Source organism: Streptomyces sp. YJ-C3 (assembly GCF_053891275.1).
Window position 1 is genome coordinate 7,311,590 of the sequence record NZ_CM132685.1, and the last position, 26,125, is coordinate 7,337,714.

At 70.6% G+C, this 26,125-nt stretch carries 26 protein-coding genes; 18 read left to right on the forward strand and 8 right to left on the reverse strand.

Annotation, left to right across the window (positions count from 1 at the left end):
- The first annotated feature begins 63 nt into the window (after positions 1-63).
- Positions 64-531 carry a GNAT family N-acetyltransferase gene (locus ACVHNB_RS33115; protein WP_456226575.1) on the forward strand — a complete coding sequence of 156 codons (468 nt, stop codon included), beginning with the start codon at positions 64-66 and terminating at the stop codon, positions 529-531.
- 45 nt (positions 532-576) lie between these two features.
- A complete protein-coding gene (locus tag ACVHNB_RS33120) occupies positions 577-1,392 on the forward strand; it encodes a serine hydrolase domain-containing protein (RefSeq protein WP_428954903.1) in 816 nt (271 codons plus the stop codon).
- Between the two features lie 35 nt (positions 1,393-1,427).
- Here ACVHNB_RS33120 and ACVHNB_RS33125 read toward each other — a convergent pair whose 3' ends face one another.
- Positions 1,428-2,084 carry a pirin family protein gene (locus ACVHNB_RS33125; protein ID WP_428954902.1) on the reverse strand — a complete coding sequence of 219 codons (657 nt, stop codon included), beginning with the start codon at positions 2,082-2,084 and terminating at the stop codon, positions 1,428-1,430.
- 94 nt (positions 2,085-2,178) lie between these two features.
- Between ACVHNB_RS33125 and fasR the strand changes: the two genes are divergently transcribed.
- From fasR to ACVHNB_RS33150, 5 genes are all read left to right on the forward strand, one after another.
- On the forward strand, positions 2,179-3,411 hold the full coding sequence (gene fasR, locus ACVHNB_RS33130; protein WP_428954901.1) for a fatty acid biosynthesis transcriptional regulator FasR: 1,233 nt from the start codon (positions 2,179-2,181) through the stop codon (positions 3,409-3,411).
- Between the two features lie 89 nt (positions 3,412-3,500).
- The gene (locus ACVHNB_RS33135; protein ID WP_456226576.1) at positions 3,501-4,445 is read left to right on the forward strand and encodes an ACP S-malonyltransferase; all 945 of its coding nucleotides are present in this window, start codon (positions 3,501-3,503) and stop codon (positions 4,443-4,445) included.
- Between the two features lie 18 nt (positions 4,446-4,463).
- Positions 4,464-5,495: a ketoacyl-ACP synthase III gene (locus tag ACVHNB_RS33140; protein ID WP_428954899.1), complete on the forward strand. Its 1,032-nt coding sequence runs from the start codon at positions 4,464-4,466 to the stop codon at positions 5,493-5,495.
- A 97-nt stretch (positions 5,496-5,592) separates the two neighbouring features.
- Complete coding sequence (locus tag ACVHNB_RS33145) at positions 5,593-5,841, forward strand: acyl carrier protein (protein ID WP_018530896.1); 249 nt, start codon at positions 5,593-5,595, stop codon at positions 5,839-5,841.
- 90 nt (positions 5,842-5,931) lie between these two features.
- Positions 5,932-7,203 (forward strand): beta-ketoacyl-[acyl-carrier-protein] synthase family protein, encoded by a 1,272-nt coding sequence (locus tag ACVHNB_RS33150; protein WP_428954898.1) that lies wholly within the window; start codon positions 5,932-5,934, stop codon positions 7,201-7,203.
- A 135-nt stretch (positions 7,204-7,338) separates the two neighbouring features.
- On the opposite strand, the gene ACVHNB_RS33155 is transcribed toward ACVHNB_RS33150, so the two are convergent.
- On the reverse strand, positions 7,339-7,833 hold the full coding sequence (locus ACVHNB_RS33155; RefSeq protein WP_428954897.1) for a DUF3145 domain-containing protein: 495 nt from the start codon (positions 7,831-7,833) through the stop codon (positions 7,339-7,341).
- Between the two features lie 342 nt (positions 7,834-8,175).
- On the opposite strand from ACVHNB_RS33155, the gene ACVHNB_RS33160 reads away from it, so the two are divergent.
- Together ACVHNB_RS33160 and ACVHNB_RS33165 are read left to right on the forward strand one after the other, a co-directional pair.
- A complete protein-coding gene (locus ACVHNB_RS33160; RefSeq protein WP_456226577.1) occupies positions 8,176-9,096 on the forward strand; it encodes an SGNH/GDSL hydrolase family protein in 921 nt (306 codons plus the stop codon).
- 31 nt (positions 9,097-9,127) lie between these two features.
- Positions 9,128-10,123 carry an aldose epimerase family protein gene (locus tag ACVHNB_RS33165; RefSeq protein WP_456226578.1) on the forward strand — a complete coding sequence of 332 codons (996 nt, stop codon included), beginning with the start codon at positions 9,128-9,130 and terminating at the stop codon, positions 10,121-10,123.
- 126 nt (positions 10,124-10,249) lie between these two features.
- Here ACVHNB_RS33165 and ACVHNB_RS33170 read toward each other — a convergent pair whose 3' ends face one another.
- Positions 10,250-12,697 carry a beta-glucosidase gene (locus tag ACVHNB_RS33170; protein ID WP_456226579.1) on the reverse strand — a complete coding sequence of 816 codons (2,448 nt, stop codon included), beginning with the start codon at positions 12,695-12,697 and terminating at the stop codon, positions 10,250-10,252.
- Positions 12,698-12,808: 111 nt separating this feature from the next.
- Between ACVHNB_RS33170 and ACVHNB_RS33175 the strand changes: the two genes are divergently transcribed.
- The gene (locus ACVHNB_RS33175; RefSeq protein ID WP_428954893.1) at positions 12,809-13,402 is read left to right on the forward strand and encodes a TetR/AcrR family transcriptional regulator; all 594 of its coding nucleotides are present in this window, start codon (positions 12,809-12,811) and stop codon (positions 13,400-13,402) included.
- 1 nt (position 13,403) lies between these two features.
- Here the strand turns inward: ACVHNB_RS33175 and ACVHNB_RS33180 are convergent, their stop codons facing one another.
- The 4 genes from ACVHNB_RS33180 to ACVHNB_RS33195 form a co-directional block, all read right to left on the reverse strand.
- Positions 13,404-13,733: a YrdB family protein gene (locus tag ACVHNB_RS33180; RefSeq protein WP_428954892.1), complete on the reverse strand. Its 330-nt coding sequence runs from the start codon at positions 13,731-13,733 to the stop codon at positions 13,404-13,406.
- The gene (locus ACVHNB_RS33185) at positions 13,730-14,542 is read right to left on the reverse strand and encodes an EI24 domain-containing protein (RefSeq protein WP_428954891.1); all 813 of its coding nucleotides are present in this window, start codon (positions 14,540-14,542) and stop codon (positions 13,730-13,732) included. The genes ACVHNB_RS33180 and ACVHNB_RS33185 overlap by 4 nt, the downstream gene beginning before the upstream one ends.
- A gap of 39 nt (positions 14,543-14,581) precedes the next feature.
- Positions 14,582-15,004 carry an organic hydroperoxide resistance protein gene (locus tag ACVHNB_RS33190; protein ID WP_428954890.1) on the reverse strand — a complete coding sequence of 141 codons (423 nt, stop codon included), beginning with the start codon at positions 15,002-15,004 and terminating at the stop codon, positions 14,582-14,584.
- Between the two features lie 162 nt (positions 15,005-15,166).
- On the reverse strand, positions 15,167-16,192 hold the full coding sequence (locus ACVHNB_RS33195) for an NADP-dependent oxidoreductase (RefSeq protein WP_428954889.1): 1,026 nt from the start codon (positions 16,190-16,192) through the stop codon (positions 15,167-15,169).
- A 112-nt stretch (positions 16,193-16,304) separates the two neighbouring features.
- Between ACVHNB_RS33195 and ACVHNB_RS33200 the strand changes: the two genes are divergently transcribed.
- The gene (locus tag ACVHNB_RS33200) at positions 16,305-16,742 is read left to right on the forward strand and encodes a MarR family winged helix-turn-helix transcriptional regulator (RefSeq protein WP_428954888.1); all 438 of its coding nucleotides are present in this window, start codon (positions 16,305-16,307) and stop codon (positions 16,740-16,742) included.
- Between the two features lie 21 nt (positions 16,743-16,763).
- Here the strand turns inward: ACVHNB_RS33200 and ACVHNB_RS33205 are convergent, their stop codons facing one another.
- Positions 16,764-17,417 carry an SCO2400 family protein gene (locus ACVHNB_RS33205; protein WP_456226580.1) on the reverse strand — a complete coding sequence of 218 codons (654 nt, stop codon included), beginning with the start codon at positions 17,415-17,417 and terminating at the stop codon, positions 16,764-16,766.
- Between the two features lie 201 nt (positions 17,418-17,618).
- Here ACVHNB_RS33205 and ACVHNB_RS33210 point away from each other — a divergent pair, with 201 nt between their 5' ends.
- The 7 genes from ACVHNB_RS33210 (at position 17,619) to ACVHNB_RS33240 (ending at position 26,090) form a co-directional block, all read left to right on the forward strand.
- Positions 17,619-18,782 (forward strand): mandelate racemase/muconate lactonizing enzyme family protein, encoded by a 1,164-nt coding sequence (locus ACVHNB_RS33210; RefSeq protein ID WP_428954886.1) that lies wholly within the window; start codon positions 17,619-17,621, stop codon positions 18,780-18,782.
- Positions 18,779-19,783 carry a zinc-dependent alcohol dehydrogenase gene (locus tag ACVHNB_RS33215; protein ID WP_456226581.1) on the forward strand — a complete coding sequence of 335 codons (1,005 nt, stop codon included), beginning with the start codon at positions 18,779-18,781 and terminating at the stop codon, positions 19,781-19,783. The genes ACVHNB_RS33210 and ACVHNB_RS33215 overlap by 4 nt, the downstream gene beginning before the upstream one ends.
- A gap of 101 nt (positions 19,784-19,884) precedes the next feature.
- Positions 19,885-20,841, forward strand: a complete 957-nt coding sequence (locus tag ACVHNB_RS33220) for a hypothetical protein (RefSeq protein WP_428954884.1) — start codon at positions 19,885-19,887, stop codon at positions 20,839-20,841.
- A gap of 140 nt (positions 20,842-20,981) precedes the next feature.
- On the forward strand, positions 20,982-22,088 hold the full coding sequence (chvE, locus tag ACVHNB_RS33225) for a multiple monosaccharide ABC transporter substrate-binding protein (protein ID WP_428954883.1): 1,107 nt from the start codon (positions 20,982-20,984) through the stop codon (positions 22,086-22,088).
- 32 nt (positions 22,089-22,120) lie between these two features.
- Positions 22,121-23,680, forward strand: coding sequence for a multiple monosaccharide ABC transporter ATP-binding protein (mmsA, locus tag ACVHNB_RS33230; protein ID WP_456226582.1), 1,560 nt, complete (start codon positions 22,121-22,123; stop codon positions 23,678-23,680).
- Positions 23,677-24,912 (forward strand): multiple monosaccharide ABC transporter permease, encoded by a 1,236-nt coding sequence (gene mmsB / locus ACVHNB_RS33235; protein ID WP_428954881.1) that lies wholly within the window; start codon positions 23,677-23,679, stop codon positions 24,910-24,912. Before mmsA ends, mmsB begins: the two co-directional genes overlap by 4 nt.
- 23 nt (positions 24,913-24,935) lie before the next feature.
- Positions 24,936-26,090, forward strand: a complete 1,155-nt coding sequence (locus ACVHNB_RS33240) for an aldose epimerase family protein (RefSeq protein WP_456226583.1) — start codon at positions 24,936-24,938, stop codon at positions 26,088-26,090.
- The last annotated feature ends 35 nt before the right edge of the window (positions 26,091-26,125 follow it).

Below are 26,125 nucleotides of genomic sequence, written 5' to 3' on the forward strand. Positions count from 1 at the left end.
AGCAAGCGCATCACAAGGAATTCCTGGCGACAGCCGCGCGGGCACCCCACTACCGTGCGGATCATGCCCCTCGTCCGCCGTGCCGTCGCTGAAGACGCCGAAGAGCTGGTCCGACTGCGCAAGATCATGCTCGACTCGATGAACCCGAGCTCCGATACGAGCTGGCAGTCGGCCACCACCGAGACCTTGCGGGCTCATCTCGCCGATGCACAGGGCGAGTTGGCGGCGTTCGTGGTCGATGCCCCGACAGGCGACGGACGTCTCGCGGCCTGCGCGGCAGGGGTGATCCATCGCGGTCTGGGCTCTCCGGGAAACCCCTTCGGCCTCTCGGGGCACGTCTCCAACGTGTGCACCGACCCGGAGTACCGACACAGGGGATTCTCACGAGCCTGCATGGAGGCGCTCCTGGGCTGGTACCGGGACCGCGACGTGCGCCGGATCGACCTGCACGCGACGATGCAGGGCGAGCCGCTGTACACCTCCCTGGGGTTCGTCCGCACCCCGGCGCCCTCGATGAGGCTGACGCTCTGAACACCCGGCTCACCTGACGGGCGTCCCTGCGGAGGAATTAGGCTCGTGGGCATGCAGAGCCTCGCGTTGATCGAGAACTGGCCGGTCCCGACCGCCGCCGCAGCCGTCGTCCGTGCGGACGGCACAGTCCTGGGCACGCACGGGCCAACGGCCCACCGCTTCCCGCTGGCCTCGGTGACCAAGCCCCTCGCGGCCTACGCGGCCCTCGTCGCCTACGAGGAAGGGGCGATCGAGCTCGACGAGGCGGCCGGCCCGGAAGGTTCGACGGTGCGGCACCTGCTGGCGCACACCAGCGGGCTGGCCTTCGACGAGCACCGGACGACGTCGGCGCCGGGGACCCGGCGGCTGTACTCGAACGCGGGCTTCGAGGTGCTCGGGGACCACATCGCGAAGGCGGCGGACATGCCGTTCGCGGAGTATCTGCGGCAGGCCGTGTTCGAGCCCCTCGGGATGACGGCGACCACGCTGGACGGCTCGCCCGCCAAGGACGGGGTGTCGACGGTGGACGACCTGGTGCGGTTCGCCGCGGAGGTGCAGGCGCCGCGGCTGCTCGACCCGCGCACCGTGGCCGAGGCGATGACGGTGCAGTACCCGGGGACGAAGGGCGTGCTGCCGGGGTACGGGCACCAGAACCCGAACGACTGGGGCCTCGGGTTCGAGATCCGGGACCACAAGTCGCCGCACTGGACGGGCGGCTCCTCGTCGCCGCGGACGTTCGGGCACTTCGGGCAGTCCGGCACGTTCCTGTGGGTCGACCCGGAGGCCGGTGCGGCCTGTGTCGCGCTGGCGGACCGGGCGTTCGGGCCCTGGGCGGCCGAGGTGTGGCCGCCGTTCACCGACGCGGTACTCGCGGAGCTCTGACCGAGCGGAGCCGGTCGCGGCGGGCGGCGCCCGGGTCAGCCGGTCATCTCCCAGATCAGCAGCTGCGCGTCCGTCGTCGCCTGTGCTTCGGGGCCGCTCTCCCCGGTGATGCGGGCGGCGTCGCCCTGGCCCAGAACCGTTCCGGCCAGCCGCACTTCGCCGTGCACCACGTGAAGGTAGACGTACGGGGCGGTCGGCAGCTCCGTCCGCTCCCCCTCGGCCAGGCGCCGCACATGGAGCATGGCGCCCGCCGCGGAGACGTCGTACGGGGTCGAGTCGGCGATGCCGTGCACCACTTCGTACGCGGGGTCGCCACCCGGATCCCGGGGGGCCAGCCACATCTGGATGAAGGCGAGGGGCTCGGTGGCGTCGTTGCGTTCGACATGGCGGACGCCGCCACCGGAACTGAGGCGCTGCACGTCGCCGGGCCGCACGACCGACTCGTGACCGGTGGAGTCGCGGTGGGTGAGTTCGCCGGTGACGACCCACGTGACGATCTCGGTGTGGCTGTGCGGGTGCTCGTCAAAGCCTGCGCCGGGCGCCAGACGCTCCTCGTTGCAGGCGAGGATCGCGCCGAACCGCAGATTGTCCGGGTCGTAGTGCGGGCCGAAGGAGAACGCGTGGAAGGACTCGATCCCCGCGTCGGGGTCACCGCCCGGATAGCGGTCGCCGGAGCGACGTACATCAATCACGCAGTACACGGTAGCCGCCGTTTCCGGCCTTCCGCCGGGGTCACCTCGGACCCTCCACTCCGCTGAGCCGTCCCGATAAGGCAGTCTTGTCCCCGTGCCCCAATCGGAATCAGCGCAGCCTTCAGCGAACGAACAAGCGGACCGCCGCCCGGACGTCCGTGCGGATCCCCACCCGCACTCGGCGACCCTGAAGCGCCTGGAGAAGTCCTCCGGGGCGCTCGCGGCGCAAGCGATCACGCGCATGGACGAGACGCTGTCCTGGTACCGGGCCATGCCACCGGAGAACCGGTCGTGGATCGGGCTGGTGGCGCAGGCGGGTATCGCCGCGTTCACCGAGTGGTTCCGGCACCCGGACGCCCCGCAGGCCATCTCGACGGATGTCTTCGGCACCGCGCCGCGGGAGTTGACCCGGGCGATCACCTTGCGCCAGACCGTGGAGATGGTGCGCACGACGATCGAGGTCATGGAATCGGCCATCGACGAGGTGGCCGCGCCCGGCGACGAGAGCGTCCTGCGGGAGGCGCTGCTCGTGTACGCGCGAGAGATCGCGTTCGCCACCGCGCAGGTGTACGCGCAGGCGGCGGAGGCGCGGGGCGCCTGGGACGCGCGGCTGGAGTCGCTCGTGGTGAACGCCGTGCTGTCCGGGGAGGCCGACGAGGGCGCGGTCAGCCGGGCCGCGGCGCTGGGCTGGAACTCACCGGAGCATGTGTGCGTCGTGCTCGGGACCGCGCCCGACGGCGACAGCGAACTGACCGTGGAGGCGATCCGGCGGGCATCGCGGCACGCCAAGCTGCAGGTGCTGACCGGGGTGCTCGGGGACCGGCTCGTGGTGATCGCGGGCGGCAGCGACAATCCGCTGGCGGTGGCCAAGTCGCTGATCGGGCCGTTCGCGGCGGGCGCCGTGGTCGCGGGTCCTGTGGTGCCGGACCTGCTGGCCGCCACGCGGTCCGCCCAGGCCGCGGCCGCCGGACTCAAGGCGTGCGGGGCCTGGCAGGACGCCCCGCGTCCGGTTCTGGCGGACGATCTGCTTCCGGAGCGGGCGATCGCGGGAGACCCGGCCGCGCGGGAGCAATTGGTGGAGGAGATCTACAGACCGCTGGAGGAAGCGGGCTCGGCGCTCCTGGAGACGCTCAGTGTCTATCTGGAGCAGGCGAGCAGCCTGGAGGGCGCGGCCCGGATGCTCTTCGTGCACCCGAACACCGTCCGCTACCGGCTCCGACGTGTGACCGACGTCACCGGATGGTCGCCGTCGGACGTCCGCTCGGCGTTCACGTTGCGCATCGCGCTCATCCTGGGGCGCCTGGCCGACGCAGATCCCCAGTCGTAGGCTTTTGTCGGGGGCCTACAATTCCCCCTTCGGTTCTTCGTCCCTGTCCCCACGGGCGGCCCGCACCGTCCACAAGAGAGAGTGTGAGAGTGCTCGTACTCGTCGCTCCCGGCCAAGGCGCTCAGACGCCCGGCTTCCTGACTCCCTGGCTCGACCTCCCCGGCGCAGCGGACCGCCTCGGTGCGTGGTCCGACGCCATCGGACTCGACCTTGCCCACTACGGCACGCAGGCCGACGCGGACGCGATCCGTGACACGGCCGTGGCCCAGCCGCTCCTTGTCGCGGCCGGGCTCCTGTCCGCATCCGCTCTCGGTGACGTGACGCCGGGTGCCGTGGCGGGACACAGCGTCGGCGAGATCACCGCGGCCGCGTTCGCGGGCGTGCTCGACGACACCGCCGCCCTGAAGCTCGTCCGGGGACGGGGCCTGGCCATGGCCGAGGCCGCGGCGATCACGCAGACCGGTATGTCGGCGCTGCTCGGCGGCGACCCCGAGGTCACCGTGCCGCACCTGGAGAAGCTGGGCCTGACCCCGGCGAACGTGAACGGCGCGGGCCAGATCGTGGCCGCCGGCACGCTCGAGGAGCTGGCCGCGCTGGAGGCGGACAAGCCCGAGGGCGTGCGCCGTGTGGTGCCGCTGAAGGTGGCCGGGGCGTTCCACACCCGGCACATGGCCCCCGCGGTGGCGAAGCTGGAGGAGGCCGCGAAGGAGCTGTCCCCGGCCGATCCCACGATCACGTACGTGTCGAACAAGGACGGCAGGACGGTCGCGACCGGCGCCGAGGTGCTCTCGCGCCTGGTCGGCCAGGTCGCGAACCCGGTCCGCTGGGACCTGTGCATGGAGACGTTCCAGAAGCTCGGCGTGACGGCGCTGATCGAGGTGTGCCCGGGCGGCACCCTCACCGGCATCGCCAAGCGCGCGCTGCCCGGCGTCCAGACCCTCGCCCTGAAGACCCCCGACGACCTCGACGCGGCCCGCGCCCTGATCGCCACGTATGCATCTGCCGCTGACGCGGCGGGCGCCACTTCGGCCTGACAAGGAGATCCGAGCAGCATGTCGAAGATCAAGCCCAGCAAGGGTGCCCCGTACGCGCGCATCCTCGGTGTCGGCGGTTACCGGCCGACGCGGGTCGTGCCCAACGAGGTGATCCTCGAGAAGATCGACTCGTCCGACGAGTGGATCCGTTCGCGCTCCGGCATCGCCACCCGCCACTGGGCCAACGACGAAGAGACCGTGGCGATGATGTCCATCGAGGCGTCCGGCAAGGCCATCGCCGACGCGGGCATCCAGGCCGAACAGATCGGCGCCGTGGTCGTGTCGACCGTGTCGCACTTCGCGCAGACGCCGGCCATCGCGACGGAGATCGCGGACAAGCTGGGTACGCAGAAGGCCGCCGCGTTCGACATCTCGGCGGGCTGCGCCGGCTTCGGCTACGGGCTGACCCTGGCCAAGGGCATGGTCGTCGAGGGCAGCGCGGAGTACGTGCTCGTCATCGGCGTGGAGCGGCTCTCGGACCTGACCGACCTGGAGGACCGCGCGACGGCCTTCCTGTTCGGTGACGGCGCCGGTGCCGTGGTCGTCGGCCCGGCCCAGGAGCCCGCGATCGGCCCCACCGTGTGGGGTTCCGAGGGCGACAAGGCGCAGACGATCAAGCAGACCGTGCCGTGGGACAAGTTCCGCGTCGGCGACGTGTCGCAGCTGCCTCTCGACTCCGAGGGCAACGTCAAGTTCCCTGCGATCACGCAGGAGGGCCAGGCGGTGTTCCGCTGGGCCGTGTTCGAGATGGCGAAGGTCGCCCAGCAGGCGCTGGACGCGGCCGGGATCAGCCCGGACGATCTGGATGTCTTCATTCCTCACCAGGCCAACGAGCGGATCATCGACTCGATGGTGAAGACTCTGAAGCTGCCGGAGCACGTCACGGTCGCCCGCGACGTACGCACCACCGGCAACACCTCGGCCGCCTCGATTCCGCTCGCGATGGAGCGGCTCCTGGCGACCGGCGAGGCGAAGAGCGGCGACACCGCGCTCGTCATCGGCTTCGGGGCGGGTCTCGTATACGCCGCCACGGTCGTTACCCTCCCCTAGGCATCTCGTCCGGATCACCTGATCCGGACGGGCGTAACACCTGCCGCTGCCGCGGCGGACGCCACACCCTCTGGATACACACCGAAGGAGCGCCACAATGGCCGCCACTCAGGAAGAGATCGTCGCCGGTCTCGCCGAGATCGTGAACGAGATCGCCGGGATCCCCACCGAGGACGTCCAGCTGGACAAGTCCTTCACCGATGACCTGGACGTCGACTCGCTGTCCATGGTCGAGGTCGTCGTCGCCGCCGAAGAGCGCTTCGACGTCAAGATCCCGGACGACGACGTCAAGAACCTCAAGACCGTCGGCGACGCCACGAAGTACATCCTCGACCACCAGGCCTGAGCCACCAGCTCCGGACCCTGAAGGTCAGTCGCTCCGCCACCCGGCGGTGGCGCCGCTGAATCCCTCGCATCCGTTGGAGAAAGAATTCCTGTGAGCTCGACCAATCGCACCGTGGTCGTCACCGGTATCGGCGCAACCTCACCGCTGGGTGGCGACGCGACAACCACCTGGGAGGGCCTCGTCGCCGGACGTTCCGGTGTCAAGCCCCTCGAGCAGGAGTGGGCCGCCGAGCAGGCGGTCCGTATCGCTGCACCGGCCGCCGTGGACCCGAGCGAGGTCATTCCTCGCCCGCAGGCCCGCAAGCTGGACCGCTCCGCGCAGTTCGCGCTGATCGCCGCCAAGGAAGCCTGGGCCGACGCCGGCTTCACCGACAAGGCGGGCGACGACCCGGCTGTCGACCCCGACCGTCTGGGCGCCGTCATCGCGTCCGGCATCGGCGGCGTGACCACGCTCCTCGACCAGTACGACGTGCTGAAGGAGAAGGGCGTCCGCCGCGTCTCCCCGCACACCGTGCCGATGCTGATGCCCAACGGCCCGTCGGCCAACGTGGGCCTGGCCGTGAACGCCCGTGCGGGTGTGCACACCCCGGTCTCCGCCTGCGCGTCGGGCGCCGAGGCCATCGGCTACGGCATCGAGATGATCCGCACCGGCCGCGCCGACGTCGTCGTCTGCGGTGGCACCGAGGCGGCCATCCACCCGCTGCCCATCGCCGCGTTCGGCAACATGATGGCGATGTCGAAGAACAACGACGACCCGCAGGGTGCCTCGCGCCCCTACGACACCGCCCGGGACGGCTTCGTCCTCGGTGAGGGCGCGGGCGTCATCGTCCTGGAGTCCGCCGAGCACGCCGCGAAGCGCGGTGCCCGCGTCTACGCGGAGGCCGTCGGCCAGGGCATCTCCGCCGACAGCCACGACATCGTGCAGCCGGAGCCGGAGGGCCGCGGGATCGCGCAGGCCCTGCAGCACCTGCTGGACAACACGGACCTGGACCCGGCCGAGGTCGTGCACGTGAACGCGCACGCGACGTCGACGCCGGCCGGTGACGTGGCCGAGCTGAAGGCGCTGCGCAAGGTGTTCGGCGACGACACCGACCACATCGCCGTCTCCGCGACGAAGTCCATGACCGGGCATCTGCTCGGCGGCGCCGGTGGCGTCGAGACGGTGGCGTCGGTGCTGGCCCTGTACCACCGGGTGGCTCCGCCGACCATCAACGTGGAGAACCTGGACCCCGAGGCCGAGGCCACGGCCGACATCGTCCGCGGTGAGGCGCGCAAGCTGCCCGTCGAGGGCCGGATCGCCGCGCTGAACGATTCGTTCGGCTTCGGTGGGCACAACGTGGTTCTCGCGTTCCGTTCGGTCTGAGACCTGACGTAGCACGCGGGACGCGGAGCACCTGGCGCTTCACGCTCGGTGCTCGACCCCCGCGTAAAGGAGTGGGCCCGCCCGGGACTTCCCGGGCGGGCCCACTCCTTTTCACCCTGACGGCTGTCGCCCGGGCTAGACCACTTGGTGGAGCCAGCGGACCGGCGCGCCCTCGCCCGCGTAGCGGAAAGGCTCCAGTTCGTCGTCCCAGGGCTTGCCGAGGAGCTTGGCCACCTCGGTCTCCAGATCCGTCTCGCCGCCCGCGGAACGGGCCAGTGCGGCCCGCAGACGGTCCTCGGGGATGAGGATGTCGCCGTGGATGCCGGTGACGGCGTGGAAGATGCCGAGTTCGGGGGTGGCGCTGTAGCGCTCGCCCTCGGCGCTCGCGCAGGGTTCGGCCGTCACCTCGAAGCGCAGCAGTTGCCAGCCGCGCAGCGCGGATGCCAGCTTGGCGGCCGTGCCCGCCTCGGCCTGCCAGGAGAACTCGGATCTCCAGGTGCCAGGCGCCGCGGGCTGCCTGATCCAGTCGAGGCTGACGCGCGCGCCTAGTACACCCGCGACCGCCCATTCGACGTGCGGGCACAGCGCGCGCGGCGCGGAGTGCACGTACAGAACTCCACGTGTCGTCACCGGACCTCCAGTGTGGGTCGAGGTTCGCCTTCCCCAGCGGCCTCGCGCCCGTGCCGAGCCTTCTTCCCTTGCTGCCCGAACTCGAAGGTACAGACAAAAAGGGACACATCTGACGTGTAGTAACTTAGCGGAACCGGTACAGCGGGGTCTCACTGGGTCGACCGGGGACCCCGGGGCGAGGCTATCGCGCAGCGGTGCAAGGAGTGTGACGTACTGTCGGTCCCGAGGCGCACAAACGCCGACCTTTCACCCGGCGGGGCGCAACCCCGGCCCCGTTCACGGCGTCAGCCTGGTCGGTACGGGCGACGAGTGGACGACGCAGAGCGACGGAGGGGCCACAGGATGCGGAAGCGAAGCCACCGGTCAACTGCCTCGCGTGCGGCCGTCGCCGCGGTGACGGCGGCCGTACTCGGTGCCGGCGCGCTCACCGCGTGTGACGCCTCCGGCGGCAACTCCCCCGGTCCCAACGGCTCGACGGCCGGCGCGAAGCCGTCGCCGAAGCCCACTCCGACGTGGGACACGAGTCCGCGTTCGGTTGCCGCGGTGGGGGATTCGATCACGCGGGGGTTCGACGCGTGCAGCGTGCTGTCGGACTGCCCCGAGGTGTCGTGGGCGACCGGTACCGACGCGCAGGTCAAGAGCCTGGCCGTGCGGCTGCTCGGCAAGAGCCGGGCCAGGACGCACAGTTGGAACCTCGCGCGGACCGGCGCGCGGATGGCCGATCTGCCGGCGCAGATGGCGCAGGCCGGTGCCGAGCGGCCCGAGCTGGTGACGGTGATGGCCGGGGCGAACGACGCGTGCCGGCCGACGGCGGCCGCCATGACGCCGGTGGCCGACTTCCGGGCCGATTTCGAGGAGGCGTTGCGGAAGTTGCGGCGCGCGGCGCCCAAGGCGCAGGTGTACGTGATGAGCGTGCCGGACCTGAAGCGGCTCTGGTCCGAGGGACGGGCCAATCCGCTGGGCAAGCAGATCTGGAAGCTGGGGATCTGCGCGTCGATGCTGGCGGATCCGGATGCCATGGACGTCGCGGCCACCGAGCGGCGCGACTCCGTGCAGGAGCGCGTCGAGGCGTACAACGAGGTGCTGAAGGACGTGTGTGCGAAGGACCGGCGGTGCCGGTCCGACGAGGGTGCGGTCTTCGGGTACCGGTTCGACGGGGACCAGTTGAGCCACTGGGACTGGTTCCATCCGAGCAAGAACGGACAGGCGCGGCTCGCGGCGCTCGCGTATCGCGGAGTGACCTCGCAGGAACCGCTCGTCTGAGTGTCCAGGGGGCGGGCGTAGGGTCTCGATCATGCGCAGTGAACTCTTCGACGCCCTGCCCGACGGCACCGACGTCCACCGCTGGACCCTGGAACGGGACGGGGTGCGGGTACGTGTCCTGACGTACGGGGGCATCCTGCAGACGGTCGAGGTTCCCGACCGCGCGGGAGCCAGGGACGGGATCGTGCTCGGGTTCCCCGACCTGGCTTCGTATCTGGCCCATCCCGAGCCGTACTTGGGCGCCCTGGTCGGGCGGTACGCGAACCGGATCGCGAGCGGCCGGTTCCCGCTCGGCGAGCGGACCCACGAGCTCGCGCAGAACAACGGACGGAACGCGCTGCACGGCGGTGAGCTGGGCTTCGACAAGCGGGTGTGGGACGCGGAGGCGGTCGGGGAGCACGTGCTGCGGCTGACCCGCGTCTCCCCGGACGGCGAGGAGGGGTACCCGGGCCGGCTGGAGGTCTCGACGACGTACGCGCTCGAGGAGGGCGGGGTGCTGCGGATCTCCTACGAGGCGGTGACCGACGCCCCGACCGTCGTGAACCTCACCAACCACAGCTACTGGAACCTGGGCGGACCGGGTTCCGGGAACGCGGCGGGCAGCCATGAGGTGCGGATCGACGCCGGGCATGTGACCGCGGTGGACGACGAGCTGATTCCCACCGGTGAGGTGGCGGCGGTCGACGGGACGCGGTTCGACTTCCGGGAGAGCCGGAAGGTCGGGCCCGGGTACGACCACAACTACGTGCTGGACAAGGGGGTCACCGAGACGCCCGTGGAGGTGGCCGAGTTGCACGATCCGGCGTCGGGCCGGGTGCTGACCGTGGCCACGACCGAGCCGGGGCTGCAGCTCTACACCTCGGACGGCTTCGACGCCACGGTGCCGTACGCGCCGGGTGACGGGATCGCGCTGGAGACGCAGCACTTCCCGGATTCGCCGAACCGGCCCGAGTTCCCGAGCACCGTGCTGCGGCCGGGCGAGGTGTACCGGTCGCAGACGGTGTACGGGTTCGGGCTGCGCGGCTGAGAGCGGCGCGGGAGCGGTGCAGGGGCGGCGGGGGTCAGGGTCCGCCGCCCCTGGATCAAGGCCGGCCGTCGCAACAAGCCGGTTACCGAGCCGGGCGTCGCGACAAGCCGGTCGTCGGGCCGGTCGTCAGGCGACGATCGTCTCGCTGACGCGGCCGTCGGTGAGCGAGCGGCCGGCCGTCAGCTCGTAGGAACCCGGCTGGTACGCCCAGGCGTCGGCGCTCTCGTCCCAGATCTCGAAGGTGCGGCGCGGGAGTTCGACGACTGCTTCGACGGTCTCGCCGGGGGCGGCCGTGACGCTCGCGAAGCCGGCCAGCCAGCGGGCCGGGCGGGCCGCGTCGGGCTCGCTCGGGGCCAGATAGAGCTGGACGACCTCACGGCCGGGGCGGGGGCCGGTGTTGCGGACCCGGACCGTGGCGGTCGTGCCGTTCACGTCGATCGACTCGTACGTCCAGTCGGTGTAGCCGAGGCCGTGGCCGAAGGGGTACGAGGGGGTGGCCCCGGACTTGTCCCAGGCCCGGTAGCCGATGAACACGCCCTCGGCGTAGTCGAGTCGGCCGTCGGTCGGGGTGACGTGGGTGACCGGGGCGTCCTCGAACGAGCCCCAGGTGGTGGGCAGGCGGCCGCCCGGTTCCTCGGCGCCGAGGAGCACGTCGGCGAGCGCGTCGCCGCCCTCCTGGCCGGGGAACCAGCTCAGCAGCACGGCCGCGACGTCCTCGCGCCACGGGAGTTCCACCGGGGAGCCGGAGTTGACGACCACGACGGTGTTCGGGTTGGCGGCGGCGACGGCGCGCACCAGGTCGTCCTGGCGGCCGGGGAGCCGGAGGTCGGTGCGGTCGAAGCCCTCGGACTCCACGCGTTCGGTGGTGGCGACCACGACGACGGCGACCTCGGCGTCCCGGGCGGCCTCGACCGCCTCGGCGATCAGTTCCTCCTCGCCGCGGCGCGGGCCGAGGTGGGTGAGGGTGAACATGATGGCGGGCAGCGGCATCTTGAGGGACTTGTCGAGCGGGTGCAGGAGGGAGACCTCCACCGGCTCGCCTGCCGTCACCGTCACCCTGCCGCGCTCCAGCGGGGCGCCGAAGAACGCCTCGAACGGGTCGGATCCGTCGCCCATCGGCTGGACGCCGTCGTAGAGGACGGTGCCGTCGACGGTGAGCTTGTAGGCGCCGGTGCCGCGGGTGCCGAAGGCGTGCTCGCCGCTCTCGCGCGGGGTGAAGGTGCCCTTGATCTCGATGCTGTGCAGCGCCTCGTGGGTGACGCCGGCGGGCAGGTCGGCGCCCATCCACTGGAGCTGGCCGCTGGGCAGTGATCCCTCGCCGATGACGGTGCCGTCGGCGTCGCGGCAGATGGCGCGCAGCGCGAACCCCTTGTCGGCGGGGGCGAGTTCGTCGCTCGGGTCGGCGCCGACGGCGTAGGCGAGGGAGTCCACCGCCGCGGTGAGGCCGTCGAGCGGGGAGACGGTGCGGGCGGGGAAGACGGTGGCGGAGCCGCCGCCGAGGATGCGGGCGTCGCGGGCGGCGGCGCCGATCAGCGCGATCTTCGCGTCGCGGCGCAGGGGCAGCACGCCCGAGTTGCGTACGAGGACGAAGGCGCGGCGGGCGATCTCGCGGGCGAGGGCCTCGCCGTCGATCTCGGCCGGTGCTTCGGTGACCACCGGTTCGGCGCCTTCGAGGATGCCGATGCGGGCGGCGAGCCGCAGGACGTTGCGCACGGCGTCGTCGACCTCGGACTCCTCGACCTCGCCGGCCCGTACGGCGGCGGCGAGCGCGGGTCCGTACACGGTCTGCGGGCCGGGCATGGCCACGTCCAGGCCGCCCTTGATGTCGCCGGTCGTGGAGCGGGCTGCCATCCAGTCGGAGACGTTGAAGCCGTCGAAGCCCCATTCGCCGCGCAGGACCTCGTTCACGAGGTAGCGGTGTTCGGTCATCGAGGTGCCGTTGACCGTGTTGTAGGCGGTCATGATGCCCCACGGGTGGGCGTTCTCGACGATGGCTTCGAAGGGGGCCAGGTACAGCTCGCGCAGGGCGCGGCCGGAGACGATGTTGTCGACGGTGAAGCGGTCGGTCTCCGCGTCGTTGGCGACGAAGTGCTTGACGGTGGTGCCGACGCCGCCGGACTGGACGCCCTGGACGTAGCCGGTGCCGATGGCGCCGGTGAGGTACGGGTCCTCGCTGTACGCCTCGAAGTGGCGGCCGCCGAGCGGGGAGCGGTGCAGGTTCACGGTGGGCGCGAGCAGCACGTGGACGCCCTTGCGGCGGGCCTCCTGGGCGAGGAGGGCGCCGGCCCGGCGGGCGAGCGCGGGGTCCCAGGTGGCGGCGAGCGCCGTCGGGGACGGCAGGGCGATCGAGGGGTCGTCGGCGGTCCAGCGCACGCCGCGCACACCGATCGGGCCGTCGGACATGACCAGCGAGGTCAGGCCGATCTCGGGGATCTCGGGCAGCGACCACATGTCCTGCCCGGCGAGCAGTCGCGCCTTGGTGTCGAGGTCGAGCTTGCCGAGTGCGGCCTCGACCACCGTCTCGCGGGCCTGCGCCCCGCCGTCACCGCTGTTGCCGTCCACCTGGTTCGCCATGCCGGCACCTCCTCGTCGAAGTCTGAGCTCCTTCATCCTGCACCCGTTACCTGTAGAGCGGTAGGTTTCGTTATCTTGGCGTTATAAAGAACACCCGGGGGCGTTCTCGTGATGTCGTACGGTGACCGCATGAGCAGCACCAGAACCGCCAGGAGCGAGGAGCGGCGGGCCGAGATCCTGCGGGCCGCGCTGGAGGTGATCGCCGAGCGCGGGTACCGGGGCGCGAGCCTCGCGGCGGTCGCCGAGCGCGTGGGACTCACCCAGCAGGGGCTCCTCCACTACTTCCCGACGAAGGAGGCGCTGCTCGTCGCGGTCCTGGCGGAGCGGGACCAGTGGGACGCGGTGCCGGACAGCCGGTGGCGGCTCGATCTGCTCGGGTCGCTGGTGGAGTACAACGCGATGCGGCCGGGGATCGTGCAGACCTTCTCGGCGCTGCTCGGGGAGTCGGTCACCGAGGGGCATCCGGCGCGGGAGTTCTTCTCGCGGCGCTACGACGGGGTGCGCGCGTCGATGGCGGAGGTGCTGCGCGCCGAGTACGGGGAGCGGCTGCCGAGCGGCCTGACGCCGGAGCGGGCCGCCCCGCTGCTCGTCGCGGTGATGGACGGGCTGCAGTACCAGTGGCTGCTCGACCCGGAGTCGGTGGACATGCCGGGGGCGTTCCGCGACTTCCTGACGCTGCTGGGCGAGGACGCGGCCGGGGGCTGAGCTACTGGTTCCAGACCACCGCGAGGGTCTTGCTCGCCACGCACACCAGGGCGAAGACGACCGCCCAGAGGTACGCGCCGGAGAGCGCCAGGGCGACGACTCCCGCGCCGAACCAGACGGTCTCGAAGGCGACGCGGGTCGCTCCGCGGGTCTTGTGGCGGGCCTTCGGGGAGCCGAAGAGGGCCCAGGTCGTGATCATCACGGCCAGTCCCAGGAGGCCGTAGAGCCAGGCCAGGGGGGTCGCGACGTCGCGGGTGAAGCCGTACGCCCCCACCGCGCCGAGGGCGACCAGTTCCACGACGAAGAGGACGCCGAGGTTCGCTGTCTTCATGCCGTCGTTCCTCGCGGGCTCTCGTCCGCCGGGTGAGCCTCGCCGGCCGCGCGCGGGTCCGTCGTGGGCGCGGCGGCGCCTTCCATGTCGCGCACCATCAGGGTCGCCCCCGCCACCGCTCCCGGCATCAGGAACACCGCCACGACCGGCACCAGGAAGGCCACCGCCAGCGGCGCGCCGAAGCCCCACGCGAGTCCCTTCCTCGACCTCAACAGGGCCAGGCGGTCGCGGAGTTGGACGCCGCGGCGCTGCAGCGCCACCGCCGTGAGCTCCTCCGTGAGGAAGAAGCCCGTGACGAAGAAGCCGAGGACCGGGATCACCGTCTGGCCGACGAAGGGGACGAAGCCGAGCGCGAAGAGCAGCAGGCCCCACAGGCCCGCGCGGGCCAGGATGCGCAGGCTGTCGCGGGCCGAGATCCACAGGTCCCGCCAGAGCGGCAGGCCGGACTCGGGGGCGTGGCCGCCCTCGGCGATGTCGACCTGCTCGGAGAGGGATTCGTAGAAGGGCTGCCCGATCAGGAGCGTGACCGCGGTGAAGGTGAGCACCGCCAGGAGCAGGGCCAGGGCGAAGAGGACGACCGTCAGGAAGCCGCGGAACAGGCCGACCCACGGGGACGACCAGTCGTCGGCGAACGGGGTCGTCCAGGCGATGAAGTCGCTGCCCCATATGGCGAGGCAGACCAGGGCCGCCGCGTACAGGACGAGGGTGATGAGGCCGGGCAGCAGGCTCCAGCCGTACTGCTTGCCGTGCTGGGCAACCCAGCGCTGCCCCTTCATCAAATAGCCGAAGCCCGCCCCGAGATCACGCATGGCGCAAACCTTACGGGACGGGCCGGGGCCGTCGAACGGTCAGACCGAGAGCGTGACCGTGATGTTGCCCCGGGTCGCCTTGGAGTACGGGCAGACCTGGTGGGCCTTCTCGATCAGGGCCTGGGCGGTGGCCGCGTCCGCGTTCGGGATGGCCGCCGAGATCTCGACGATCAGGCCGAAGCCCTCGTCGTTCTTGCCGATGCCGACCTTCGCGGTGACGGTCGAGCCGGTGATGTCGGCGCCCTCCTGGCGGGCGACGACGGCGAGGGCGCCCTGGAAGCAGGCGCTGTAGCCGGCCGCGAAGAGCTGCTCCGGGTTGGTACCGGCGCCCGAACCACCCTGCTCCTTGGGCGGGTTGACGACGACGTCGAGCTTGCCGTCGTCGGTGGCGACGCGGCCGTCGCGGCCGTTCTCGGCGGTGGCTACGGCGGTGTAGACGACGTCGGACTGCGTGATGGCCATGCCCGTGCTCCCTCTTTGGTTCGATCCGGCAGACGGATCTCGTCGGGAGATCCGTAATGCGGAAACTTCAATCCGTAAGACGGAAGCACACTATCGAATGCCCGCGGGAACGAAAGTGGCCCCCGTCACAGAAGTGCGGGGGCCACCGATGTGCGCGGAGCGTCAGAGCTTCACGACCATCTTTCCGGTGTTGTCGCCGCGCAGGACGCCGAGGAACGCCTCCAGGTTGTTCTCGATGCCCTCGACGACCGTCTCGCGGTACTTGAGCTCGCCGGATCGGACCCAGGCGCCGACCTCCTGGACGAACTGCGGCTGCAGGTCGTAGTGGTCGCCGACGAGGAAGCCCTCGATGCGGCCGCGGGTCTGGATCAGACGGGAGAGGTTGCGCGGGCCGGGGGCCGGCTCCGTGTTGTTGTACACGGAGATCGCGCCGCAGATGGCGATGCGGCCGTCGCGGTTCAGGCGGGCGATGGCGGCCTCCAGGTGGTCACCGCCGACGTTGTCGAAGTACGTGTCGATGCCGTCGGGGGCCGCCTCCTTCAGCTGCTCGTGGACGCTGCCCTTCTTGTAGTTGAAGGCCGCGTCGAAGCCGTACTCCTCGATGAGCAGCTTGACCTTCTCGTCCGAGCCGGCCGAGCCGATGACCCGCGAGGCGCCCTTGAGCTTGGCGATCTGTCCGACCTGGCCGCCGACCGCGCCCGCGGCGCCGGACACGAAGACGCTGTCACCCTCCTTGAAGGAGAGGGTGCGCAGCAGGCCCGCGTACGCGGTGAGGCCCGTCATGCCGAGCACGCCGAGGTACGTGGACAGCGGCGCGGCCTCGGGGTCGACCTTCACGGCCTGCTTCGCGTCGAACGTCGCGTACTCGCGCCAGCCGAAGAAGTGCAGGACGTGGTCGCCGACCGCGACACCCTCGTCGTTCGAGGCGATGACGACGCCGACCGCGCCGGCCTGCATGGCCTTGCCCAGCTCGTACGGGGCGACGTACGACTTCGCGGCGCTCATCCGGCCGCGCATGTACGGGTCGACCGACACGTACAGGTTCTTCACCAGGACCTGGCCGGGGCCCGGCTCGACCACCGGGGCCTCGCGCAGCTCGAAGTCCGTGGGCTCGGGCCAGCCGACGGGACGGCTGATCAGGGCCCACTCACGGCCGGTGGCGGGGATCTGAGGGATGTCGGCGGGCATGCGCTGATCCTTCGTGGCAGTGGGGGAAGTGCTTCAGCAAGTACTTCAGTACGTGAAACAACCATGCTCCTGAATATTTCAGGATGTCAAGTAACTGGGTACGCTGGAACCCATGACCGCCACCCGTTCCCCCCGCACGGACCCGCTGACGCTCGAAGTGGTCGAGCTGATCGGGGCCGTCGTCGCGCGCTACCACCAGGAGTACGAGGAGGCCGCCGCGCGGCACGGGCTGACCGGGGCGCAGGCGCGGGTGCTGAGCCTGCTGTCGCTCGAACCGCTGCCGATGCGGCAGATCGCGCAGCGGCTGAAGTGCGAGCCGTCGAACATCACGGGCATCGTGGACCGTCTGGAGGCGCGGGACCTGGTGGAGCGGCGGCCCTCCCCCGGCGACCGGCGGGTGAAGGTGGCCGCGCCCACACAGGAGGGCACGCGGGTGGCGCTCAGCCTGCGGGACTCGCTCGACTTCGCGCGCGAGCCGCTGGCCGGGCTGTCCCGTGCGGAGCGGCTGGCGCTGCGGGACATGCTCCAGCGGATGCTCGGGGTCGGCTGACCCCCGGAAGGCCCCTGAGCCTCAGGTGCACCACCAGAGGAACCGGTCGCACGTCTCCGACGGAGTCGGATCGGGGGTCGGGGACGCGGATGTCGGGCGCGGGGCCGCGGTGGTCGGCGTCGATGTGGCCGGCGAGTCCGAGGGCGAACCAGCCCTGGACGACGGGGCGTTGACCGGGGTCGTGGTGCCGCTGCCGGACTGCGCCGACGCAGAGGCGGTGCTGCGCTCCGGGCTCGGTGACGCCGACAGGGAGGCCGGCGCCTCGGGCGAGGAGGAGGCCGGCGCGGGCGCGCTGGAGTGCCCGGTCCCGGCGGACGGGGACGTGGCCTCGGCCTCCGCCTCCGTCACGGCGTCGGCGGTGTCCGGCGCGGCCTGGGCGTCGCCGCCCCCGGAGGACTCGGTGCCGAGTTCGGCGAGGCTGAGGCCGCCCGCGGCGAGCGCGAGCCCCGCCGTGGCGAGGAGGATGCGCCCGCGACGCCGGCGGTGCGCCCTGCGGGTGCGGCGCCGGCTGCGGGGACGGGTGGGCTCGCCGTCGTGCGCCGCCTCCGGCTCGTCGACCGCTTCCTGCGCGACCGTGGCCTCCGCGTAGGCGCGCACGGCGTCGGCGGGGGTGCCGCAGCCCGGGCAGGCGAGGGCGCCGTTGAGGTGCCTGCGGCACGGGTGGCAGTAGTCCATGACGTAGGGAGGCTAGGCGCCCGGCCGGTAACGGAAAAAGCCGGTCCTGTGAAACTTCTGTGCGGAACCGCGTGTTCCGTCGGGCGCGCGGCACGGAGATCCTCCGCGCAGACCCATTGACACCCCCATAGGGCCGCTTTACTGTCACGCCAGCATTTCGAACGTGTGACGAAATATCGAACGGCACAGGGGGCAACTGCCTTGCGCATCACGGGAATCAGCACGCATGTGGTCGGGACGCCGTGGCGGAATCTGACCTACGTCCAGGTGCACACCGACGAGGGGATCACCGGCGTCGGCGAGACCCGCATGCTGGGCCACACCGACGCGCTCATCGGTTACTTGAACGAGGCTCTGGCCAATCACATCGTGGGCTCCGATCCGTTCGCGGTCGAGGACCTCGTGCGGCGCATGAAGTACGGCGACTACGGGCGGGCCGGCGAGATCGTCATGTCCGGTATCGCCGTGGTGGAGATGGCCTGCTGGGACATCAAGGGCAAGGCGCTCGGCGTCCCGGTGTGGCAGCTGCTCGGCGGCAAGGTCACCGACCGGGTCAAGGCGTACGCGAACGGCTGGTACACCACCGAGCGGACCCCGGAGGCGTACCACAAGGCCGCCAAGGCGGTGATGGAGCGCGGGTACAAGGCGCTGAAGATCGACCCGTTCGGCACCGGGCACTTCGAGCTCGATCACGAACAGTCTCTGTACGCCGTGTCGTTGATCGAGGCGGTGCGCGACGCGATCGGGCCCGACGCCGAGCTGATGCTGGAGATGCACGGCCGGTTCTCCCCCGCCACGGCGATCCGGCTCGCGAACGAGCTCGCCCCCTTCCGGCCCGCGTGGCTGGAGGAGCCGGTGCCGCCGGAGAACCTCAAGGCGCTGGAGAAGGTGGCCGCCAAGGTGGACATCCCGATGGCCACCGGTGAGCGGATCCACGACCGGATCGAGTTCCGGGAGCTGTTCGAGAGCCAGGCCGTCGACATCCTGCAGCCCGACGTCGGCCACCTCGGCGGCATCTGGGAGACGCGGAAGCTGGCGGCCACCGCCGAGACGCACTACATGCTCGTCGCCCCGCACAACGTGGGCGGTCCCGTGCTCACCGCCGCGTCCCTCCAAGTCGGCTTCACCTCGCCGAACTTCAAGATCCTGGAGCACTTCAACGACTTCGCCGACGCGGAGATCAAGAAGGTCGTGAAGGGCGCCCCGCAGGTCGACCCGGAGACCGGATGCTTCGCGCTGTCGCACGAGCCGGGGCTCGGGGTCGAGCTGGACGTGGACGCGGCCGCCGAGTTCCCGCAGCAGCAGGCCCGGTTCGACCTGTGGGCCGAGGGCTGGGAGAAGCGCGCCCCCAAGGGGTCGAAGTGAGCTCCGCGGTCGTCGTCGACGCACCCGGGCGGCACCGGCTGGTGCCGCACGAGCCCGCGGCACCGGGGCCCGGCGAGGCGCAGGTGCGGGTGCACGCCGTGGGGATCTGCGGCAGCGACCGCGAGGTCTACCAGGGCAACAGGCCCAAGGAGTACGTCCGTTACCCGGTGACGCCCGGGCACGAGTGGTCCGGCGTCGTGGCGGCCGTGGGCGCCGGGGTGCCGAAGGAGCTCGTCGGGCGGAAGGTCGTCGGCGAGGGCTTCCGGAACTGCCAGGTCTGCGAGCGGTGTCACGCCGGTGACACGACGCTGTGCACCGCCGGGTACGAGGAGACGGGCTTCACCCGGCCGGGAGCGATGGCCACGACGCTGGTGCTGCCGGCCCGGCTGCTGCACGTCCTGCCCGACGGGGCGGATCTGAGCGCCGCCGCGCTCCTGGAGCCGGCCGCGTGCGTCGCGGCCGCCGCGCTCAAGGCCGACGCCAGGCCCGGGGAGCGGGTCGCGGTGGTCGGGACCGGGACGCTCGGGATGCTGGCCGTGCAGTTCCTCGCGGCGAACTCGCCGGCGGAGCTGCTCGTCGTCGGGACGCAGGACGAACGGGCCGCGCTGGCGCGGCAGTTCGGGGCGACGGACTTCCGGCTGCACGACGAGCCGCTGCCGGCCGACCTCGATGTGGTGATCGAGGCCGCCGGGTCGGCCTCGGCGGCGCGGACCGCCGCCGGGCTGCTGCGGCGGGGCGGGCGCCTGGTGCTCACCGGGCTTCCGCCGGCGGGCTCCGAGGGGCTCGACCCGACGGATCTGGTGGTGCGCCAGCTGGAGGTGCGGACCGTGTTCGGCGCCGGTGCCGACGCGTGGGCGCACGCGGTGCGGGTGTTCGGGGCGGGGCTGCTCGATCCGCTGCCGCTGGTGACGCACGAGGTGCCGCTGGAACGGTTCGCCGAGGCCATCGAGTGGGTGGGGGCCGGGGATCCGAAGGTGGGGAAGGTGCTGCTGCGGCCTTAGCCCGGCGCGCGGCGCGCCGCTCTTCGGCCCCGCGGCACCCGGCACGCCGTCCCACGGAACCGAACTCCGTCCGACATACCGAACAACCGCAAAGGACCAGCGTGACCGACTCACCCCGCCACCCCGGCGAACCCGCACTCTCCGCCCTCGGCCTGCCCTCTCCCGCCGCCGAGCCGGCCGATGCCTCCCCGCACACCTTCCCCGGCGGGGGCCGCTGGCGTACCGAGATCCCCTCGTGCGAGGGCCCCGAGGCGCTGGCCGTGGTGCTCAAGGAGTCCTCCCGGCTCGATGTGCCGATCCACCGGATCAGCCAGGGCAGCGGCGTATGGATGCTCACCGATGCCGAGATCACGGAGATGGCCGAGGCCACCGCCGAACGCGACATCGAGCTCTGCCTGTTCACCGGCCCGCGCGGCACCTGGGACACCGGCGGCTCGGTGCGCACCGACTCGGGCGGCGCCGGGCTGCGCGCCCGGGGGCACAACGCCGTCGCCGGCTGCGTCGAGGACGCCGTGCGGGCCACGGAGCTGGGCGTCAAGTGCCTGCTCGTCGCCGACGAGGGCGTGCTGTGGACGCTGCACCGGGCCCGGCTGGCCGGGATCATCCCCGCCGACACGACGCTCAAGGTCTCGGCGCTGATCGGGCCGGTCAACCCGGCCGCGTACGCCGTGTTCGAGCGGCTCGGCGCCGACTCCCTCAACGTGCCCAGTGATCTGACCCTGGACCATCTCAGCGAGATCCGGCGGGTGTCGGCCGCGCCCATGGACATGTACATCGAGGCGCCGGACGACCTCGGCGGCTATGTCCGCATGTACGAGGTGGCCGAGCTGATCCGGCGGGGCGCGCCGCTGTACCTGAAGTTCGGGCTGTCCAAGACGCCCGGCATCTACCCGTACGGACACCATCTGCGGGAGCTGACGCTCGCCACCGCGAAGGAGCGGGTGCGGCGCGGACGGCTCGCCCTGGACCTGCTCGCGCGCCACGGCGCGGACGGCGACATGGCTCCGCTCGGCTCCCGGCTGCCGGGTGACCTGCAGCGGTTCGACACGGCTGAATAACTTTCCGGAAACGCAACTTCACACAACCCGACAGGGCCGCGCACAATCCAACGCATCTCGCCTCGGTCAACCTCCGTTCCCCGCAGGTGATTTGGCTTCTCCGGACCGAGCTCTGCACTCTCACATCAAGGATGATGACCATGCGAAACCGCCGAGCCGCACTCTCCGCGCTGGCCGCGACCGCGTCCCTCGCTCTCACCCTGACGGCCTGCGGCCAGGACAGCGAGGGCGGCAGCAACGAGAAGGCCGGGGACGCCAAGGGCGGCACCGTCGGCATCGCGATGCCGACGAAGTCGTCCGAGCGCTGGATCGCCGACGGCAACAACGTTGTCAAGAACCTCAAGGCCAAGGGGTACAAGACCAAGCTGGTCTTCGGGGAGGACGACCCCGACCAGCAGGTCTCGCAGATCGAGAACCTGATCACGCAGGGCGTGAAGGCGCTGATCGTCGCGGCCATCGACAACAAGTCGCTCACGAACGTGCTGCAGCAGGCGCACGACGCGAAGATCCCGGTCATCGCCTACGACCGGCTGATCCTCGACTCGAAGAACGTCGACTACTACGCGTCCTTCGACAACACCAAGGTCGGTGAGCTGCAGGCCAGTTACATCGTCGACAAGCTCGGCCTGAAGGACGGCAAGGGCCCCTTCAACATCGAGCTGTTCGCCGGCTCCAACGACGACAACAACACCAAGTACTTCTTCAACGGCGCGATGAGCGTGCTCAAGCCGTACATCGACAAGAAGAAGCTCGTGGTCCGCTCGGGCCAGACCGCGCTCAACCAGGTCACCACGCTGCGCTGGGACGGCGCCACCGCCCAGAAGCGCATGGACGACGTCCTCACCAAGTCGTACAAGAGCGAGAAGGTCGACGCGGTGCTCTCGCCGTACGACGGCATCTCCATCGGCATCCTGTCGGCGCTGAAGTCCGACAACTACGGCTCGGCGTCCAAGCCGCTGCCGGTGGTCACCGGCCAGGACGCCGAGCTGGCGTCGGTGAAGTCGATCATCGCGGGCCAGCAGACGCAGACCGTCTACAAGGACACCCGCGAGCTGGCCAAGGTCGCCTCCAACATGGTCGACGACGAGCTGGGCGGCAAGAAGCCCGAGGTCAACGACACCAAGACGTACGACAACGGCGCCAAGGTCGTCCCCTCGTACCTGCTGAAGCCGGTGAGCGTCGACAAGAGCAACTACAAGGAAATCCTGGTGGACGGCGGCTACTACACCGAGGGCGACCTCAAGTAACCGCTCGCTCCTACTGATTGGAAGGCACGACCATGGCGGGACCCGTCCTGGAAATGCGCTCGATCGTCAAGACCTTTCCCGGTGTCAAGGCGCTGTCGGACGTCACGCTGACGGTGCGTCAGGGCGAGGTCCACGCCATCTGCGGGGAGAACGGCGCCGGGAAGTCCACCTTGATGAAGGTGCTCTCCGGCGTCCATCCGCACGGGAGTTACGAGGGCGAGATCCTCTTCGACGGAGAGGTCTGCGAGTTCAAGGACATCCGGGCGAGCGAGCAGCGCGGCATCGTCATCATCCACCAGGAGCTGGCGCTGGTGCCGTTCCTCTCCCTCGCGGAGAACATCTTCCTCGGCAACGAGCATGCCAAGCGCGGCTTCATCGACTGGACCGAGACGCTCAAGCACGCCAGCACGCTGCTGCGCCGGGTGGGGCTGTCCGACCACCCGGAGACCCGCGTCGCCGACATCGGCGTGGGCAAGCAGCAGCTCGTGGAGATCGCCAAGGCGCTCTCCAAGAAGGTGAAGCTGCTCATCCTCGACGAGCCGACGGCGGCGCTCAACGACGAGGACAGCGGCAAACTCCTCGATCTCATCCTGGAGTTGAAGCAGCAGGGCATCACCTCGATCATCATCTCCCACAAGCTCAACGAGATCCGGGCGGTCGCCGACTCGGTGACGATCCTCCGGGACGGCCGGTCCATCGAGACGCTGGACGTGAAGGCGCCGGAGACGACGGAGGACCGGATCATCTCCGGCATGGTCGGCCGGGACCTCGACAACCGGTTCCCCGACCGCACCCCGCACCATCCCGAGGAGGGCGCCGCGCCCGCCATGGAGATCCGCAACTGGACCGTGCACCATCCGATCGACCAGCAGCGCAAGGTCGTCGACGACGTGTCGATCCAGGTGCGGCGCGGGGAGATCGTCGGCATCGCGGGCCTGATGGGCGCGGGCCGCACGGAGCTCGCGATGAGTGTCTTCGGCCGCACCTACGGGCGGCACGCGGCCGGCACGGTCCTCAAGGACGGCAAGGAGATCCGTACGAAGACCGTCGCGGAGGCGGTCGACCACGGCATCGCGTACGTCACCGAGGACCGCAAGCACTACGGCCTCAACCTCATCGACACCATCAACCGCAACATCTCACTGACCGCGCTGAAGAAGGTCGCGAAGCGCGGGGTCGTCGACGAGCACGAGGAGCGGCAGGTCGCCGAGGGCTACCGCAAGTCCATGAACATCAAGGCGCCGACGGTCTTCGAGCCGGTCGGCAAGCTGTCGGGCGGCAACCAGCAGAAGGTCGTCCTCAGCAAGTGGATCTTCGCGGGTCCCGATGTGCTGATCCTGGACGAGCCGACCCGCGGCATCGACGTGGGTGCCAAGTACGAGATCTACACGGTCATCGACCAACTGGCCGCCCAGGGCAAGGCGGTCGTCTTCATCTCCTCCGAGCTGCCGGAGCTGCTCGGTATGTGCGACCGCATCTACACCATGGCCGCCGGGCGGCTCACCGGTGAGGTGGCGCGGGCCGACGCCACACAAGAAGTGCTGATGCGTCGGATGACAAAAGACAAGACGGGCGAAGAGGTAACGCGATGAGCACCGATGTGACCGACAAGAGCCCGGCCGCCGCGCCGCCGGGCGGCTCCGCGGGCGGCGGTCTGCTGCACCTGGTGCTCGACGGCCTGCGCCGCAACATGCGCCAGTACGGCATGCTGATCGCGCTCGGCCTGATCGTCGCCCTGTTCGCGGTGTGGACCGACGGCGACCTGCTGCTGCCGCGCAACGTCTCGAACCTGGTGCTGCAGAACAGCTACATCCTGATCCTCGCGATCGGCATGATGCTGGTGATCATCGCGGGCCACATCGACCTCTCGGTCGGTTCGCTCACCGCGTTCATCGGCGCGTTCGCGGCCGTCCTGACGGTGCAGCACGGGATGGCCTGGCCGCTGGCCCTGGTGCTCTGCCTGGTGGTGGGCGCCGTGGCGGGCTCGCTGCAGGGCTTCATGATCGCGTATCTGGGCATACCCTCCTTCATCGTCACGCTCGCCGGGATGCTGCTGTTCCGCGGTCTGACGGAGATCTTCCTCAAGGGGCAGACGCTCGGCCCGTTCCCCGAGGGCATGGGGAAGATGGGCAACGGCTTCCTGCCGGAGGTCGGACCGAACACCAACTACCACAACCTCACACTGCTGCTCGGCCTCGCCCTGATCGTCTTCGTGGTCGTGCAGGAGGTACGGGACCGGGGACGCCAGAAGGAGTTCGCGCTCGACGTCCCGCCGCGCAACCTGTTCCTGCTGAAGCTGGTCGCGATCATCGCCGCGATCCTGGCCGTCACGATGCTGCTCGCCAGCTACGAGGGCGCCCCGATCGTGCTGCTCATCCTCGGCGTGCTGGTGGTCGGCTACGGCTACGTCATGCGCAACTCGATCTTCGGCCGGCACATCTACGCGATCGGCGGCAACCTGCCGGCGGCGAAGCTGTCCGGCGTCAAGGACAAGAAGGTCACCTTCGCCGTCTTCCTGAACATGGGCGTGCTCGCGGCCCTGGCGGGTCTGGTCGTGGCGGCCCGTCTGAACGCCGCCTCGCCGAAGGCCGGCCTCAACTTCGAACTCGAGGCCATCGCCTCGTCGTTCATCGGCGGCGCGTCCATGAGCGGCGGTGTCGGCACCGTGCTCGGCGCGATCATCGGCGGCCTGGTCCTGGGTGTCCTCAACAACGGCATGAACCTTCTCAGCGTCGGCACCGACTGGCAGCAGGTCATCAAGGGTCTGGCCCTGCTCGCCGCGGTCGGCTTCGACGTGTGGAACAAGCGCAAGTCCGGTTCGTAACTCACCCACGAGGAGAGCCGCACATGGAACTGAGCAGACGCACGGTCATCGCCTCCGCGGCGGCCGCCGGGGTCGCCGCCACTGCCCTCGGCGGCACGGCCCACGCCGCGGCGGGCGGCCGGCGGCCGACGAAGGAGCTCTTCGGCCGGCTCGCCGACGGCACGAAGATCCACCGGTGGTCCCTGGAGAACGGCGGCACCCGCCTGAAGGTCCTCTCCTACGGCGGCATCGTGCAGTCCCTGGAGATCCCGGACCGGCGCGGCCGGTACGTGAACGTGTCGCTCGGTTACGACCACATCGAGGGGTACGTCACCGGGACCACGTTCTTCGGGGCGACCATCGGCCGGTACGGCAACCGCATCGCGAACGGCCGCTTCACGCTGGACGGGACGGCGTACCAGCTCTCCGTGAACGACGGGGTCAACTCCCTGCACGGCGGCGCGAAGGGCTTCAACACGCGGGTGTGGGACGTGGAGCCCTTCACGTCCGGTTCCGACGTGGGCCTCGATCTGCACTACACGTCGGTCGACGGCGAGATGGGCTACCCGGGCACGCTCAGGGTGAAGGTCACCTTCACCCTGAGCGCGCGCGGCGCGTGGCGCATCGACTACACGGCGACGACCGACAAGGCGACCGTCGTGAACCTCACCAACCACACCTACTACAACCTCGCGGGCGAGGGCAGCGGCGGTGTGTACGACCACGAGCTCACCCTCGCCGCGTCCCGCTACACGCCCACCGACGCGGGCCTCATCCCGACCGGCGAGCTGGCGAAGGTCGCGGGCACCCCGTTCGACTTCCGGTCCGGCAAGGCGATCGGCGACGACATCCGGGCCGGGCACCCGCAGCTGATCACCGCGAAGGGCTTCGACCACAACTGGGTGCTCGACAAGGGCGGCACGGACCGGCCGGTGCACTTCGCGACCCTGCGGGACCCGGGCTCCGGGCGCACCCTGAAGATCGCCACCGACCAGCCGGGCGTGCAGTTCTACTCGGGCAACTTCCTCGACGGCACGCTCGTCGGCCCGTCCGGGCGCGCCTGCCGGCAGGGCGACGGCCTGTGCCTGGAGACGCAGCACTTCCCGGACGCGCCGAACCAGCCGTCGTTCCCGTCGACGGTGCTGCGCCCGGGGCAGACGTACCGCTCGACGACGGTGCACTCGTTCAGCACCACATGAGCCGCGTCCGTTGAACAACGCCCCGCCCGTATCCG

What these genes read in the sequence shown, in the direction of transcription:
- ACVHNB_RS33115 (WP_456226575.1), top strand. Translation starts at nt 64, where the DNA reads ATGCCCCTCGTCCGCCGTGCCGTCGCTGAAGACGCCGAAGAGCTGGTC.
- ACVHNB_RS33140 (WP_428954899.1), top strand. Translation starts at nt 4,464, where the DNA reads ATGTCGAAGATCAAGCCCAGCAAGGGTGCCCCGTACGCGCGCATCCTC.
- ACVHNB_RS33145 (WP_018530896.1), top strand. Translation starts at nt 5,593, where the DNA reads ATGGCCGCCACTCAGGAAGAGATCGTCGCCGGTCTCGCCGAGATCGTG.
- ACVHNB_RS33160 (WP_456226577.1), top strand. Translation starts at nt 8,176, where the DNA reads ATGCGGAAGCGAAGCCACCGGTCAACTGCCTCGCGTGCGGCCGTCGCC.
- ACVHNB_RS33165 (WP_456226578.1), top strand. Translation starts at nt 9,128, where the DNA reads ATGCGCAGTGAACTCTTCGACGCCCTGCCCGACGGCACCGACGTCCAC.
- ACVHNB_RS33170 (WP_456226579.1), bottom strand. Translation starts at nt 12,697, where the DNA reads ATGGCGAACCAGGTGGACGGCAACAGCGGTGACGGCGGGGCGCAGGCC.
- ACVHNB_RS33175 (WP_428954893.1), top strand. Translation starts at nt 12,809, where the DNA reads ATGTCGTACGGTGACCGCATGAGCAGCACCAGAACCGCCAGGAGCGAG.
- ACVHNB_RS33180 (WP_428954892.1), bottom strand. Translation starts at nt 13,733, where the DNA reads ATGAAGACAGCGAACCTCGGCGTCCTCTTCGTCGTGGAACTGGTCGCC.
- ACVHNB_RS33185 (WP_428954891.1), bottom strand. Translation starts at nt 14,542, where the DNA reads ATGCGTGATCTCGGGGCGGGCTTCGGCTATTTGATGAAGGGGCAGCGC.
- ACVHNB_RS33190 (WP_428954890.1), bottom strand. Translation starts at nt 15,004, where the DNA reads ATGGCCATCACGCAGTCCGACGTCGTCTACACCGCCGTAGCCACCGCC.
- ACVHNB_RS33195 (WP_428954889.1), bottom strand. Translation starts at nt 16,192, where the DNA reads ATGCCCGCCGACATCCCTCAGATCCCCGCCACCGGCCGTGAGTGGGCC.
- ACVHNB_RS33200 (WP_428954888.1), top strand. Translation starts at nt 16,305, where the DNA reads ATGACCGCCACCCGTTCCCCCCGCACGGACCCGCTGACGCTCGAAGTG.
- ACVHNB_RS33205 (WP_456226580.1), bottom strand. Translation starts at nt 17,417, where the DNA reads ATGGACTACTGCCACCCGTGCCGCAGGCACCTCAACGGCGCCCTCGCC.
- chvE (WP_428954883.1), top strand. Translation starts at nt 20,982, where the DNA reads ATGCGAAACCGCCGAGCCGCACTCTCCGCGCTGGCCGCGACCGCGTCC.
- mmsA (WP_456226582.1), top strand. Translation starts at nt 22,121, where the DNA reads ATGGCGGGACCCGTCCTGGAAATGCGCTCGATCGTCAAGACCTTTCCC.
- mmsB (WP_428954881.1), top strand. Translation starts at nt 23,677, where the DNA reads ATGAGCACCGATGTGACCGACAAGAGCCCGGCCGCCGCGCCGCCGGGC.
- ACVHNB_RS33240 (WP_456226583.1), top strand. Translation starts at nt 24,936, where the DNA reads ATGGAACTGAGCAGACGCACGGTCATCGCCTCCGCGGCGGCCGCCGGG.